This window comes from Vibrio sp. V12_P9A6T4, from assembly GCF_963874835.1.
Classification (GTDB): domain Bacteria; phylum Pseudomonadota; class Gammaproteobacteria; order Enterobacterales; family Vibrionaceae; genus Vibrio; species Vibrio anguillarum.
Window position 1 is genome coordinate 39,085 of record NZ_CAWNJO010000042.1, and the last position, 15,496, is coordinate 54,580.

11 protein-coding genes are annotated in these 15,496 nt (G+C 42.6%); 3 read left to right on the forward strand and 8 right to left on the reverse strand.

Features of this window, described 5'->3' with window-relative positions:
• Positions 1-101: 101 nt before the first annotated feature.
• Both AACQ42_RS05840 and AACQ42_RS05845 read right to left on the reverse strand, forming a co-directional pair.
• Positions 102-1,892: an HD domain-containing phosphohydrolase gene (locus AACQ42_RS05840; protein WP_094166110.1), complete on the reverse strand. Its 1,791-nt coding sequence runs from the start codon at positions 1,890-1,892 to the stop codon at positions 102-104.
• 70 nt (positions 1,893-1,962) lie between these two features.
• Positions 1,963-2,472, reverse strand: coding sequence for a hypothetical protein (locus tag AACQ42_RS05845; RefSeq protein ID WP_094166111.1), 510 nt, complete (start codon positions 2,470-2,472; stop codon positions 1,963-1,965).
• A gap of 188 nt (positions 2,473-2,660) precedes the next feature.
• On the opposite strand from AACQ42_RS05845, the gene AACQ42_RS05850 reads away from it, so the two are divergent.
• The 3 genes from AACQ42_RS05850 to AACQ42_RS05860 all read left to right on the forward strand — a co-directional run bounded on the left by AACQ42_RS05850 (position 2,661) and on the right by AACQ42_RS05860 (position 6,568).
• Complete coding sequence (locus AACQ42_RS05850) at positions 2,661-3,137, forward strand: CreA family protein (RefSeq protein ID WP_141195664.1); 477 nt, start codon at positions 2,661-2,663, stop codon at positions 3,135-3,137.
• A gap of 113 nt (positions 3,138-3,250) precedes the next feature.
• On the forward strand, positions 3,251-4,555 hold the full coding sequence (locus tag AACQ42_RS05855; protein WP_013867964.1) for an inosine/guanosine kinase: 1,305 nt from the start codon (positions 3,251-3,253) through the stop codon (positions 4,553-4,555).
• A gap of 297 nt (positions 4,556-4,852) precedes the next feature.
• Entirely contained in the window at positions 4,853-6,568 is a 1,716-nt protein-coding gene (locus AACQ42_RS05860) for a putative bifunctional diguanylate cyclase/phosphodiesterase (protein WP_088733452.1), read from the forward strand.
• A 120-nt stretch (positions 6,569-6,688) separates the two neighbouring features.
• On the opposite strand, the gene AACQ42_RS05865 is transcribed toward AACQ42_RS05860, so the two are convergent.
• The 6 genes from AACQ42_RS05865 to AACQ42_RS05890 form a co-directional block, all read right to left on the reverse strand.
• The gene (locus AACQ42_RS05865) at positions 6,689-7,408 is read right to left on the reverse strand and encodes a carbonic anhydrase (RefSeq protein WP_088733453.1); all 720 of its coding nucleotides are present in this window, start codon (positions 7,406-7,408) and stop codon (positions 6,689-6,691) included.
• Positions 7,409-7,566: 158 nt separating this feature from the next.
• The gene (locus tag AACQ42_RS05870) at positions 7,567-9,249 is read right to left on the reverse strand and encodes a pyridoxal phosphate-dependent decarboxylase family protein (RefSeq protein ID WP_094166112.1); all 1,683 of its coding nucleotides are present in this window, start codon (positions 9,247-9,249) and stop codon (positions 7,567-7,569) included.
• Between the two features lie 53 nt (positions 9,250-9,302).
• Positions 9,303-11,213, reverse strand: coding sequence for a methyl-accepting chemotaxis protein (locus AACQ42_RS05875; RefSeq protein WP_094166113.1), 1,911 nt, complete (start codon positions 11,211-11,213; stop codon positions 9,303-9,305).
• 266 nt (positions 11,214-11,479) lie between these two features.
• A complete protein-coding gene (gene speB, locus AACQ42_RS05880; protein ID WP_013867969.1) occupies positions 11,480-12,409 on the reverse strand; it encodes an agmatinase in 930 nt (309 codons plus the stop codon).
• Positions 12,410-14,320, reverse strand: a complete 1,911-nt coding sequence (gene speA, locus AACQ42_RS05885) for an arginine decarboxylase (RefSeq protein ID WP_176429714.1) — start codon at positions 14,318-14,320, stop codon at positions 12,410-12,412.
• 187 nt (positions 14,321-14,507) lie between these two features.
• Entirely contained in the window at positions 14,508-15,338 is an 831-nt protein-coding gene (locus AACQ42_RS05890) for a tetratricopeptide repeat protein (protein ID WP_254918596.1), read from the reverse strand.
• Positions 15,339-15,496: the final 158 nt, after the last annotated feature.

A 15,496-nucleotide genomic window follows, 5' to 3' on the forward strand; every position in this document is an offset into this window, starting at 1 on the left:
GTGAATGTATAAAATGATTGAGTTAACAGAATGAAGCGAAGATAAGAGTTGATATGCATAACTTATATCCGCATCACTCTTTGATACTCAATGGGGCGTATTTAGCCGGCTCTGTAGTAGCTTGTCGTATCGGGATACAAATTACGGATTTGGATAAAATCATCCAAATGATTAAGCAATAAATTGACTAAAGTAGGGTCAAACTGAAAACCGCATTCACGTTCAAATAAACTTACTACATTCTCAAGCGGCCACGCTTCTTTATAACAACGTTCACTTAGCAAAGCATCAAACACATCCGCTATCGCAGTAATGCGAGCAAATATATGAATGTCTGTGCCTTTTTTCTGATTAGGATAACCTTTACCATCCCAACGCTCATGGTGTTCATGCGCGACAATCGCAGCTAATTTAGTTATATCACCTTCGCTTGTATTGAGGATGTTATAACCAGCGGTAGTGTGAGTCTGCATGATTTCCCACTCATCTGGTGTTAATTTTCCAGGCTTATCCAAAATCGACTCTGGAATCGCAATTTTTCCCACATCATGCATTGGGCTGATGATCTCGATCATTTCTACCTCGCGCTGCGTTAACCCGCACAAACGAGCCAGCAGTGCAGAGAGCCTTGCTACCCGCTTAACATGATTACCCGTTTCACCAGAGCGCGTTTCTATTGCTTCTCCGAGTAAATGAATCATTTCCCGCTGTACGGCTAATGTACGCTCTTGCAATACCACTATTTTACGGTTTTTGACGCCAAGCTCTCTTTTTTGTCTGAGGGTCACCCCTTGCATAACAATCACAACCAGCAAACAGAGAATAATAAAGCTAGCCGCGAGTAACACTTTCCAATGCTGTTCAAAATAAGAGAGAGGACGATTAAGAACCAACACATCCTGTGGCAAGGCTTTCATGTCAATCTGATGTCGCTGCATGGCTTGGTAATCAAAAACCGCTCTTGTACTGCTGATTTGCATGTCAACTGCGGAGGCCAAATCTAATGATACAAATTGGTTTAACGCCATCAAGATATCTTTTCCCAGTTGCTCAGAACGATTAACATGCCCTCCAACGATACCATCACGAATATAAAACTCCCACAGTACAAAAATGGGGGCAGCGCTAGCTTGTGCTAGGCGGTAGGAAATCTCTTGATAAGTATGGTAAACACCTTGATTTGTCTCTGTATTAAAGTGCGATAGCAGTACCGCATCATCAGGGGACATCTGGAATAGCACCTTTTCTGCTTCAGCCAAAGTGATGGAGTTAATATCGATAAACTCGATACCTTTTAAAAGATCCGTAGCCAGCACTTCATCGACTTTTTTTCGGATCAATTGCGAAGTATGACTTTGATCTGATAAATAATAGATTTTCTTGAGTTTTGGCCGTAATGATTTGATTAAATGGAAGTTTTCTATGATAGCTTCAGATTCATAAATAATTTTATTGTACTTAGTCATGTCATCGAGTGTGGCACTTTTGTCGTTGATGCCAACCGCAACCATAGGCGTATCTGGTTTAAATAGGCTTGAGAGCCCTTTAGTGAACTTTAACGCATTGTCATCGGTAATAATAACCGCATCGAATGGATAATCACGATATTTAACGTGGAGGTATTTTTTGGCCTCCTCAAGATACTCTTGGCTATAAATTCTTTTTGTATCAAGGTATTCAATGGAGAGCTTAATCGGTGTTTTGCTGCTCTTAACTACAGCATCAATGCCCTTTTGAAATTCATATGTCCATTGATAAGATGATTCGTATGAATGCAGCACAAGAATATTTTTAGGCTCCCAGCGAGTTGACTTAGCAGGAAACGACAAAAACAGCGCATAACAGACCATAGCAGTCCAACTAAGCCAATATGTTATTTGCTGTTTATTCATACATAGCTCTCCGTGCAGGCTAAAATTAATACCAAACCAGGCGCTATAGTACCAATTTCATCAGGACAAGCTACTGTTCTATAAAAACATTACCATTGCACTCATGATTAGCACACCATTTTGCGAGCAACAACCGCGTGAATACATCCTCACCTCCAAATGCATTTTTATCCAGAGTCACGATGTCAGAGATGAGTATCTCATGTGAAGTGGAGGTGACGATACCAGCAGCCACAGGCTCCCCATTTTGAAAACCTAAGTAAAGTTCGCAAGGTGCTGAATAAATGATTTGGGTAAAGAATTCGATAACTTTTGATTGATCGTTTTTATCGCTCCATAAGCTTGCTTGCAACAGAGCAAACCATATTGTCATCCGATGAAAATCAACCAAATAAACCTCTTCGAGCAACGATAGGTTAGGCTCCTCAGTGAGCTCAATAAAAGGGCGAGAACTGCGTTGAACAACCGCTTTTTGGTAGAGATCTCGACCTTGTAAGCTCTCTTCTGTTGGAAATTCGACATTCACTTGGTCAAATAGCCATTGATTTTTAATGGCGGCAACGTCAGGTTGGTTAATCATTGTTATTTACTTCTTCTTCTAATTGTTGCAAGCAGGATACTGACCAGATCGATATGCGACAAGCCATTACTCACATTATCCTCATCTAAACTGCAGATATGCTGGTCAAAACATCAACATAACAGCCTATATCATTCTCCTTTGATGCTGCTATCATGTGCAGAAAGATGGATAAATGGATTATAGACATGAACAAGAAACTCATCACCACCGCATTCATACTTAGCTTTGGTTTAGTTGGCTGCGATAGCAATGAAGTTGGCGATGTATCGCTCGGATTTTTCACGCTTAAAGACGTAAAAATCGAAAATCTAAGTGATGATATTGTGACTGGTGTTACGTGCCATATTGCTTCAATTGAGGCTAATTTAAGTCTTTCTGATCCAAGTGATAGCTCAATCTCGTGTCGTCAGACTGGTGACATTACGCCAGAGATGATTGCAAAAATTGATAAGAGCAAATCAGGCGAAATCGTGTTTAAGAAGTCAAAAAGCATTTTCTTCAAGTCAATGAAAGTCAGACGTATCTACGATGCAGAAAATCAAACCCTGATCTACTTGTCTTATACTACCAAAGAAACAGATGGTAGCTTCAAGCACAGCCTATCGACCGTACCGCTTTGGGGGACCAAGGCTTATAGTACGGACATAACGCTCACTCAATAGCCGCTAATGCCTCGGCGATCTGGGTTTGGCTCACTTTTTTATGTAATAAAAATGAAAGTAACCTGTCATATCCGTGATATGATACGGGAAATTTTCAATTCTCATTTTTCAACATGAAGTTTCCTGGACAGCGTAAATCTAAGCACTATTTTCCGACTCATGCTCGTGACCCTCTTGTCAATCAAATTCAACAAACGGCTATGCTCCACCGCCCAACAGTGGTCGGTGTTGGGCAAACCATTGTTGATATTGAAGCTCGTGTAGACAATGAGTTCTTAGAGAAACATCAATTGAGTAAAGGTCACTCACTGGTGCTCGAAGAGAGCAAAGCCGATGCGCTCTATGAAGAGCTAGTCGAACGAGGTTTAATTACTCACCAATACCCGGGAGATACGATTGGCAACACACTGCACAACTACTCTGTGTTGGCCGATAGCAAATCCGTTTTGCTCGGCGTGATGTCCAAAAATATTGAAGTCGGCTCATACAGCTATCGTTATTTGTGTAGAACCTCATCGCGCATGAACCTAAACCATCTTCAAACTGTCGATGGTCCTATCGGGCGTTGCTACACCCTAATTTCTGATGATGGAGAGCGCACCTTCGCCATTAATGAAGGGCATATGAATAAACTTCGCCCTGATAGTGTTCCTGAAGAGGTTTTTGAAAAAGCTTCCGCTTTAGTTGTTTCTTCTTACTTAATGCGTGGAAAACCCGAAGATCCAATGCCACTTGCGGTCAAACGCGCTATTGAGATCGCTAAATCCAAGCACATTCCAGTAGTGTTAACCCTAGGCACTAAGTATGTAATTGAAGGTAATGCGAAGTGGTGGCAAGACTACATCAAAGAAAACATCACAGTCGTCGCCATGAATGAAGAAGAAGGTGAAGCGTTAACTGGTGAGAAAGATCCACTGCTTGCGGCTAACAAAGCACTCGAATGGGTAGATTTAATCCTCTGCACCGCGGGGCCCGTGGGTCTTTATATGGCTAGCTACACCGATGAAAGTGCAAAGCGCGAAACTGAACTGCCTCTCCTACCGGGTAATATTGCTGAATTTAACAAGTACGAATTTAGCCGTGCGATGCGAAAACAAGACTGCCTCAACCCAATAAAAGTGTATTCACACATTGGCCCTTACTTGGGTGGCCCATTGGAAATCAAAAACACTAACGGAGCGGGAGACGGAGCGCTATCGGCTTTATTGCACGATATGGCCGCGAATAGTTATCATCAACGCAATGTTCCAAACTCTGCCAAACATGATGTGCCGTACCTCACTTACTCTTCGTTATCTCAGATCTGCAAATATGCAAACCGTGTCAGCTACGAAGTACTCACACAGCACTCTCCTCGTTTATCGCGAGCATTACCAGAACGTGAAGATAGCCTAGAAGAAGCGTATTGGGATCGTTGAATCGTATGACTTCTACATGAATAAAAGCGACAATTTGTCGCTTTTATTATTTCCACAACGAATAAACCGCACGATGCGATCCTACGTTATTTAACGTCTCACCATTTCGTTTCAGAAATAACAACTTCCGTGAAATAAACTGATAACTTGTGCCTAATTGATGAATCAATAGTTTTATAATTGAGACATCCTAGTACAAGCGTTATAGTACTCTTTAAAGATGAGTCATAAAGCAATGTTTTGGATCAAGACTCACAATTATCATCCATTGCTGCTTTCGCTTGAATTAGGATTAACATGACCATGTCATTTCCGCAGGAAGAGTATTCAATTTCAGACCTAGACAGTGCCGTTGCAAAGCAGCGTCTGGTTCATATTCTCGATTTTTTTAGTCAAGGTCTGTTTTATATGAGCAGCGATGGAAACATGGTGCTCTATAATCCAACATTTTATGTACAATTTGGTGTAAACAGCGAAACTATTTCCTATGCTGATTGGCTGAGTTTGGTTCACCCTATGGATCGTGCACTGCTCAATAGCCGCGTCGACGAGCATATCAGCACCACTGAATCAAGGGAAACGATTCAATACCGAGTCAAAAAAGCAAATGGTCAATATATCTGGTTAGAGGGGAATGCGGTCACAAAAAGTGTGAACGGTGAACATTTTATGGTGGGTAGCCATAAAGATATCTCCGATCAAAAATTGATGGAAGATTACATTCATCAAGCTGCATTTTTTGACAGCTCATCAGGCCTCTATAATCGAAGTAAATTACTGCTCGATATTGATGAGAAAGCACTCAAAATTGGAGAGCCTTATTCACTTATCTACATCCAACTTGAAGATATTAAGTCTTATCTCAATCAATACGGCTCAGATATTGTTAAAGATTTACTGAATCACGTCGTCAGTGCACTGCGTGAACTGCCCGATGAATTTGCTGATTTTTACCGTATTCGTTCTGACGATTTTGCCATATTACTTAGAGGAGAACGCTCATACGATGAGCTCAAGCATATCTGCTCTCAAATAATGAAGCACTATTCGAAATCCGCCACGGAGCATGGGCACCTCTATGGTAATGATATTAGCATTGGTGTCTATCCTGAGATAAACCGTGCTATATCTGCCGATGAGTTGTTAAATATTGCATCACGAACTTGCCAATTTGCTAGTGCCAAAAATCATTCTCGTATCGAAATTTACAGTGGCCGAATTCAAAAAAACGTTGATCGTTATTTCTTCATCGAAAGAGGCTTAAAGGAAGCATTAGATCAACGTTCATTGTCCGTGAAATTCCAACCCATTATTCATGCACAATCAGGACAGGTATCCAGCTTTGAAGCCTTAGTCCGCTGGCGCTCAAAAGAGTTTGGTGAGATTTTCCCGGACGAATTTATTCCCGTTGCAGAAAAAAAGGGGCTGATTGTTGATTTAGGCTATTTTGTCTTCAAAAAAGCCTGTGAGTTTATTGGCCGTTACAATAAACAAAATGGGGTCAATATTCGGGTTAATATTAATGTTTCAGTCCTTCAACTTCTGAAAAGTGACTTCCCACAACAGATACTAACGACGGCTAAGGCTTCCGGTGTATTGCCCTCTTCTATTGTGTTAGAACTGACGGAAACTGTCATACTCGATGGCGATAAAAATGCGATTAACCAGCTTCACTCCTTAAATGAAATGGGGTTTCAACTGTCGCTGGATGATTTTGGAGCTGGTTTTAGCTCACTCAATAGCTTCTTTGATTTGCCCCTCAATCAAATTAAAATAGACAAAAGCATTGTATGGAAAACACTGACTAACCCAGCATCAGAACAATATTTGGCCTTTCTCATCCAGTTTTGTCACACCAATGGCGTCGACATTGTTATTGAGGGGGTTGAAAATGGCGACATGTACCAAAAATTTAAAGAGATGGGGGCAACTTATTTACAAGGTTATTGGTTTTCAAAACCACTATCTTTAGCCAGTGCAAGCCGCTATACATTAAATGCTGTTAATGAATAAGCACAAAAAATAGCTTAGCTAAATTAAGCACTTACACCTAAAATTTGAAGAAGCAGAGCGGAAAGGAAATAGTAAACCCTGTGAGCCCGACTGCGACTTCAAATCGCTTAAAGAACGTTGTTATTCTTTTTCTAGCACTAAGCGAGCATTGTGAGCTTGTATGGGCCGATTGTTATTTCCCATCACACTATGTAGTGCTGCACTTTGTTGCTGTGACAAACTTTTCGGCTGCTTGACCACCAACCATCTCACGCCTTCACTGCAAGGCGGCGTTGTGAGTGACCCATTAAAACGGTAATACTCATCTAGCTTAGGTAACAGTGACTGTACTGCTAACCCTTTTGCTAACTGCACACTCGTCCCAACTTTAGGCAACTCTGCAGTAAGCTGGGCTAATGGTTCATTCTGTGCGCCCGTTTCAAACATCACCGCCAAAACTGCCAGATTGCCAGCCGCATCAGCATGCACAAAATGCGCTTCTAAAGGATATTGATGTCCTTTAATTAAGTTTTCAGAAGGGGTATGGAAGTGAAATTGTTTGAGTTCAAATTCTGTACCATCCACTACCAGTGTATTTTTCCCTGAAACTGAGGCTTGCAGCGTGTGTCCATTGTTGGTCAATGTACCCACAACGCCTGAATAGTGGATATCTAAAGATTTTAAATCAGCTTCAACGAGGCCATTGATATCAATTGGGCTTTGATTTTTGCCCATTTCACAAATTTTAGAAACATGTCCCCAATGTTCAGGGCCACGTTCACCTTCATATCCCCATTCATTTGCTTGCGCCACATAGGTAAAGCAAACGCTAATTGCTAGAGTCAACAGTTGTTTTTTCATTATCGTTCCTTGAGACAGCTTGTTATCTAAAATGTAACATTCAGGTTAATATCACGCGCACATGGTAATACATTCTTCATACCGCATCCGTGGTGAAAAATAACATTACATTGACGTGACTAGTCATTCATTTCAGTTCGCGCTCACCCTTTCCATGGCTAGCGCCGAACAATGTTTTGGCAAAACTGTTCGATATGTTTTCGGGTGGTATTGGGGTTCATTAAAACCGCTTTTTCTCCCGGAATATGTAAACAATGTCCAGTGTCATCATAATGAGTGCGCGCAATCGAATCGACCCAATTGGTGTTGAGATGCTGGCCTTTATGAGATAAGAACTGATGACGATGGTAGAGCGTATTCTCTACTATCGAATCAACCATAGAACCCTGACGTGCGACGTTCATTTCTTGATCAAACATCGATTCAGCACACGTCACTTTCTGTGGGTCATAGAGACGAAAAGTAACACTTGGCCCTTGGTTTTCTACTGCTGCCACCTTGCAGTGTGGTAGAGCGGCTAATTGGCAGCGTAAATAATTAGCATTTTGCAATGTATGACCAATCACGGTTTGGTAGCCTTCGATACCTAAATGTTGCAGTGCTGAATAGGCAGAAAAAACACCCACGGCACTGCGTGAACATTCAATGGTCGATTGCAAATGGCTCTCTTCTCTTTGAGCATGTTCAAAGTAGGAGTAATAACCGGGATCTGTTTTTAATACCGCGAGATCGTGTTTATTTTTGAGCATCACCAAGCTGGAAGTATAAGGGACATAACCCCATTTTTGAAAATCGACCGTAAATGAATCCGCTAATTGTAAACTTTTAATCCTCGGCAATAAGGATTCAATACCCGTCAGTGTTGCCCGATTAAGCGATAAAGGGTTGCGTTCAAAATCATACTCTTGAAAAAACAACATACTCCACCCAACAGCAGCATCAACATGAATATGTGGTTTTATCGAAATCGCATATTCTTGGCATCTTCTTTCTCTTATCGCATAAACCTGTTCAATATCATCAGTTGCGAAGGTATCGGTACTGCCAAATGTCAGCATTATGCTAGGAACAGCAATGCCATTTTTAAAACAGAAAATCAATTGTTGGTCTAATTCAGCCAAATCCATTTCATTGTTATCTTTAACTTTGATCCGAATCGCTTTACCTTGAACATCAACCCCCAACAACGACAAATTTGTCATGTTTGAATAGTGACCTGCTTCTGAATTGAATATCCTGTAATCTTCTCCCGCCAAACCATTCAGAGCTGACTTTGGCAACACTTTTCGAATACCTAATAGATAGCCGTACAAATTACAAAATGTACCTCCTTGTGTGAATACTCCAGTCGCTTGATCACTATCATAACCAGCTAAATGCGCGATTTGCCGCACGACTAATTTTTCCAGTTCAATGGCATCTCCCGCATATTCGCTATAAACCAAGTTAGGGTTGGCGATAGTCGCAAGTAGCACACCGTGAATGGCCGGATCACAAGGTGTCGAGATCACATTTTCCACTGAGCGAGGGTCATCCCAGTTTTTTGAACGTTTGGCTGCATAAAGCGCTAAGTCGTTAAAAGGGTGAATGGCGTGGCTCGAGTGTCGAGGAATGGTGTTTGAATGCCGTAATTGTTGCTGCAATGCAGTATTTACCACGGTTGGCGCATCAATTTTTCGCTCTTCAAGCCAACGGGCGATCTCGTGAATACGATACAAAGGCCAACGATTGGGATCGCGAGCAAAAAAATGCGCTTTCACTGTCTGGAAAATTTGCTCAAACGCAGGGTTCAGTTGGTTGGCGTGCTCATCTAGCCACACGCTATAATACGCTGTTTTCATGATGCTCTCTCCATGCTTAATCCCAAATAAAACGCCGCGTTAGCGGCGTTTTATTACTTTAATTTAAAGTTGGAGACCAAGCGGTCAAGCTCATGGTTTGAGTAAGAGAGTGACTCTGTAGCACTAACGGTTTGTCTGCCACTCACCACCAATGATTCAACGATGTCTCTTATCGCTAGCATATTGCGACTGAGCTCTTCTGCGACTGTACTTTGCTGTTCGGTCGCAGCTGCGATCTGCGTACTCAAATCATCAATTTCGGAAACGGAAGTGCTCATGATGTTTAAACTGCCAGAAACTTCAGACGTTTTATCTGCTGTGGTTTGACATTGGTTTTTAGTTTTGTCCATTGCGGCTACAACGCTATCCGTCCCTTCAAGTAGCTTGGCCAGCATATCTGATATTTCAGTAGTGCTGTTTTGCGTTCTCGCCGCTAAAGCACGAACTTCATCTGCAACCACCGCAAACCCACGGCCTTGCTCACCCGCACGCGCCGCTTCGATCGCCGCATTCAACGCAAGCAAGTTCGTTTGCTCTGAAATAGCGCCAATCACGGTCAATACTTCGCTGATCTTGATCGCATCTTTGTTCATATTGGCAATGCGCTCAGACATCTGTTCAACATCACTCACCAATGAGCTGACCGTTTCAACCGCATTATTCACAATAATAATCGATTGTTTGGCCTCTTTGCTCGCCGAGTCAGTAATGTGATTCGATTGCGTGACGCTCTCTGCCACAGTACGTGCACTTTCACTCATTTCAGTAATGGCCGTCACCACTTGCTCTGTTTCAGATGAGTGCGAAAGCAGCATCCGCTCATTTTCCTTTGCCGTTTGACCTAACTGCTCAATATTAGAGGAGATGTTTTGACTGGCATCAGATATTTGCAACATCATTTTTTGTAGATTTTCTGAGAATAAATTGAAGCCTTGGCTTATCTGCGCTAAGTCATCATCACCATTCACCTCCAAGCGGCGTGTCAAATCACCAGAGCCTTTCGAAAGATCAAGTACCGCTTTTTTCAGGCGTAGCAAAGGCTTGTAGATATAATTAAGAATGACGAAGATTGCCGCGACGCTGATAATGAGCAAAATCACCCCAGTGTAAATAGCGCTACTTTGCGCTTCATACACATTAGCTAACGCCGTACCTTTGTCGACGAACACCATCATGGTCCAGTACATATTATCGGTTAGGTTAACGCGCTTGAAATAACCATCAAACTCAATGCCTAAATAAGGAAATGACAAATGACCAGCATCTTGCTGGCTAAAAAGTTTCTCCATTTCGAGGAAATTAGGGCTGACTTGCGAGGGCGTTCGTCCAATATCACTAGGATCATCACTAGCAAAAAAGACAGCATGCTTGTCGGTTAGTGTCGCTGCACCGCCGGCAAAGCGCATATTACTGACTTGGACAATAACCTCATCCAGTTGGATATCGCCAAGCAGTACTCCAATGAATTGACCTTGTTCATAGACGGGCATCACAGCACTGATCACGCGTTTTCCGGTGATTTTATCTTCATAAATTTCAGTTACCTGAGCAGTTCGAGAGGTTTTTGCTTGCTGATACCAATCCCTACTGGTGAAATTTTGTTGACCTGTAACAACTCCGTTGTCTTTGTCAAACGACATATAGGCACGGCCATCGTCATACGCCATAATGACATTTGAAATTTGCGCACTCTCAGCTAACAATCGAACTAAGTTGACATTCTCTTGATCAGAAAGAGCAGATCGGAAATGTTGTGAACCTTTAACTACGGCTTGATAACGTGTTTTCACCCAAGATTCGAGTTCAGAAACGTGATAGTTGAGCTTGTTTTGAGTTTCTGTGGTTAAAGAGGTAATCATCTTCTCTTTTAACGACAGCATGTTGATGGTGCCCAAAACGATTAAAGAAATCGCAACGAGCAGTGCTACGCTCACATATATTCTGCTTTTAAAACCTAAAGTCATAGATTCACCCTCACCGTATAACAGCTAGAAAGATTAAGGTGAAACTTGATCATATTATTAATATGAATGGTAGACCAATGAGACACCTAGCCAACTTAATAAAATTGGTACACGGCGAACACTTATGCAAGTTATGTCATTAATATTTATTATTGAGTGCGCAAAGTGAATTTTACATTGAAAGACAAGATGATGATTTTTAATGGAAATACGTTGAGATGATGGTTAAGAAAAACGCGCAGTGGTGCTGCGCGCTGACTTATTTTTTATGACGCCACGTTTGGCTTAGAAGCCCAAACGTAAAGCAGCTCTAGAGCAATTGTCGCACCAGCCAAAGCCGTTAGCTCACTTTGATCGTACGGAGGAGAAACTTCAACAACATCCATTCCCACCAAATTAATACCGGCCAATGCACGAATGATTTTCAGCACTTTATCGGAATTCAATCCACCACATACTGGCGTACCCGTTCCAGGAGCAAAAGCGGGATCTAAGCAGTCAATATCAAACGTTAGGTATACGGGTTTATCACCAATAGTTTGACGAATATTAGCGACGATCTCTTCCACTGACATATCATTCGCTTGCATCGCATTGATGACATTAAAACCGTGCCCTTCCTGTTTGTATTCGGTACGAATACCCACTTGCACAGAATGCTTGGCTGAGATTAACCCTTCCTTCGGCGCATGATAGAACATAGTGCCGTGATCATAAGCGCTGCCATTGGCATAGGTGTCTGTATGAGCATCAAAGTGAATCAATGCCATTTCGCCATAATATTTGGCATAAGCGCGCAATATAGGCAGCGTGATAAAGTGGTCACCACCTAAAGCAAGCATGGTTTTGCCACTTTTTAGAATTTCGCTAGTCGCCGCTTCTAAGCGATAAGTGAAATCTTCAGCGTCACCACAATCAAACACCAAATCACCCGCGTCGATCACTTTGGTATCTTGGAACAAGTTAAAGTTCCAAGGAAACTTTTTACCTTCCCATGCAAGGTTCACTGAAGCGCGACGAATCGCATCTGGACCCATTCTCGCCCCCGGGCGACCTGATGTAGCCATATCCAAAGGTACGCCCAGTACCACGACATCGGCATCTGCACTTACTGGGTCTTTAACATAAGGACGACGTACAAACGTCATCGCATTGGAATACAGGGAATAATCAGTTTTAGTAAACAAATCATTCATTTAGAAATCCTCTAGATAGGTATAACCGCTCAAGCCTTGCTCAAGCTCTTGCAATACATTTTCTTGTTCTTCAACCGCCACACGCTGGCTAACTAATTCGCGGTAGTTTTTACGGATAGCATCCACATCAATATGAACATAGCGCATCATATCTTCAACCGTGTCTCCTTCGTTGATCGATACGATTTCGGTTTCTCCATTCTCTGCCATGTTCACCACCACGCTGTGTGTGTCGCCAAATAGGTTATGCATATCGCCTAAGATCTCTTGATAGGCTCCTACAAGGAAGAATCCCATCAAATACGGTTCATCAGCATTCCATGCTGGCACTGGCAGCGTTGTTTCAATACCTTGCCCCTCGACGTATTGCTCGATGGCACCATCAGAATCACAGGTGATATCCAGCATCACGGCGCGGCGATCTTCCACTTTTTCAAGGCCAGACAATGGCAACACAGGGAAAACTTGGTCGATTCCCCACGCATCTGGCAATGATTGAAACAGTGAAAAGTTAACAAAAAACTTATCCGCCAAACGCTCATTCAGTTCATCCAAAATAGGACGATGGAAACGGTTTTTGGTACTCATTTGCAGTGTCAATTCGTGATAAATGCGCAGCGATAGCTGTTCAGCCCAAGCACGGTGCTGAAGGTTAATAACGCCAGTCGAAAACTGGTTGTGCGCTTCCGACAGATCGCTTTGTGTATCGTTGTAAATTTCAATCAGTGCACGCGCATCAGAGCCTTCACTTAAGCTTTGCCAGTTACGCCACATGTTTTGTAGCAATACCGGAGCTTCTTCACCGACTTCTGGAATCTCTTCTGGGTAATACGCTTCTGTACCAATAACATTAGTGATAAGTACGGCGTGGTGCGCAGTAATTGAGCGGCCTGATTCAGAAATAATGACTGGCCTTGGCTGACTATATAACTGGCACACATCGCTCACTGTGCTTACGATATTGCGTGCATATTCAGCTAAACCATAGTTCATCGAGTTGGATGATTGACTGCGCGTACCGTCGTAGTCCACCGCCAAACCGCCACCCACATCGAAGAAGTCAATCTCCGCACCAATATCACGCAGCTCGCAGTAAAAACGCGCCGCTTCGTTCACGCCATTACGCACATCACGAATATTCGCCATTTGCGAACCTAAGTGGAAATGCACCAGTTGCAACGCTTCTAATTGCTGCTCTTTTTTAAGGCGTTCGATAACGGTCAACACTTGAGATGCAGAGAGCCCAAACTTCGACTTTTCACCGCCACTCGCTTGCCATTTTCCCGCGCCTTGAGAGGCTAAACGAATGCGGAGCCCTAAACGTGGTTTCACGCCTAGGCTTTTCGCTTCTTTCAGCACGAGATCCAGCTCAGACAATTTTTCCAAAACAATGAATACTTTATGGCCAAGTTTTTCACCAATCAGGGCCAGACGAATGTACTCTCTGTCTTTGTAGCCGTTACATACAATCACTGAACTTGCTTGTTGGGCTAAAGCCAATACCGCCAATAATTCTGGCTTACTGCCCGCTTCCAATCCAAGCTGCTTAGTTTCTAGCTGGGCTTGGCTGGCTAAAATTTCATCCACCACTTCTTTTTGTTGGTTTACTTTGATTGGGTAGACCAACAAGTAGTTGTTTGGATATTGGTATTCTTCAATCGCCTGATTAAAGGCGTCACAAATGTTATGTACGCGTTGATGCAGGATCTGCGGAAAACGTACAAGCACAGGCAAATTTAAATCACGCGTTTCAAGCTGCTTTACGATCGAACTCAAGGGGGTTTGGTGCGCCTTATCATGGCGCGGCGAAACATAAACTTCGCCTTGATTGTCAATACCGAAGAAGCCTTGGCTCCAATAATGAACGTTGTAGTCAGCGCGAACGCGATCTAATTTGGATGGTTGTTCCACATCTAATCTCACAAAAACAGAGAGTAAAAAGTGAATCAGAAAGTCTGATATCACGACTTGACGCCTGTAACGTCAGGCGCATTAACGGTTAAAAGCGTATGTGTGTCTAATGATAATAATTTGTCGTTAAGATTACGTTTGATTATCACCAGTTCGCTATAAAAAGTGGATGAAATTTAATACAAAATCAAACGTTGCTACTGATAAGCTCGTCAAACTTCTTATTGCCGTGTAGCCCTTCTAAATCAGCTTCTTCTGCAATTAAATCTCGCAATGAAGCGCTAATTTCCGTGGCTCTTTGTAAATCCTCAATCGCTTGTTCTTCGGCTCCGATACGCGCATACGCACATGCTCGTTGGTACAAGGCTGGCGCATTAGCATCATCTAACTCTAGCACGCGATTACATAGGCTCAGTGCCCAGTAGTATTCCCGAATTTCCATCGCAGCATCTGCTTTGTATGTCAACGCTTCCAAATCTCCGGGACGGATTTTTAAAATTTCGTCATACACTTCAATACGCTGCTCTGGTGTTTGGACACTTTGCGCTCTCAACCATAAGTTATGGATTTCATTAATAATTTCAATTTCACGGTTGTTTTCGGTAATGATGCGTGTTTTGCGCTTAAGATCTCGCTCCAAGGCGAGGAATTTTTTCTCATATTCCTGCGCAATTTGATTTAGCCGTTTATCGGCCAACTCACGCGTGTTGTGCTTCACTTCTTTAAGTGACTGCCAACCAATTAATGCAACTAACGAGGCAACACCAGCGATGACATAGAAAAAATAGGTCACCGTCACATTCGAGTAATTCAGTGACTTGTCTGCAACGGACAGTTCTCTGTCGGTAATTTGAATCGTGAGTCGCCGTTCAAGATCTTGTTGATCTTGTCTTAACGCTTTCAGCTCATCCAATATGTAGCGCTCAACCAAAGGACGATCCAATATTGGCGATTCAGAATAAGGCTCTTCCTGTGCCAGTGTTGGGAAAGACGTTAGCACTATCAGGAACAAGAACATCTGCAATAATTGCCGCACAATCGGTTGCTCATTTATTTTTCTCACTCTCTACCTCTTTCATCAGACACGTTGTCGATTTATTCGTCGCCATTTTCAAATCTGCACACCGATGGACCCAAATTTCTCTGGCCTGTCATCCACACATAACCATTTTAACT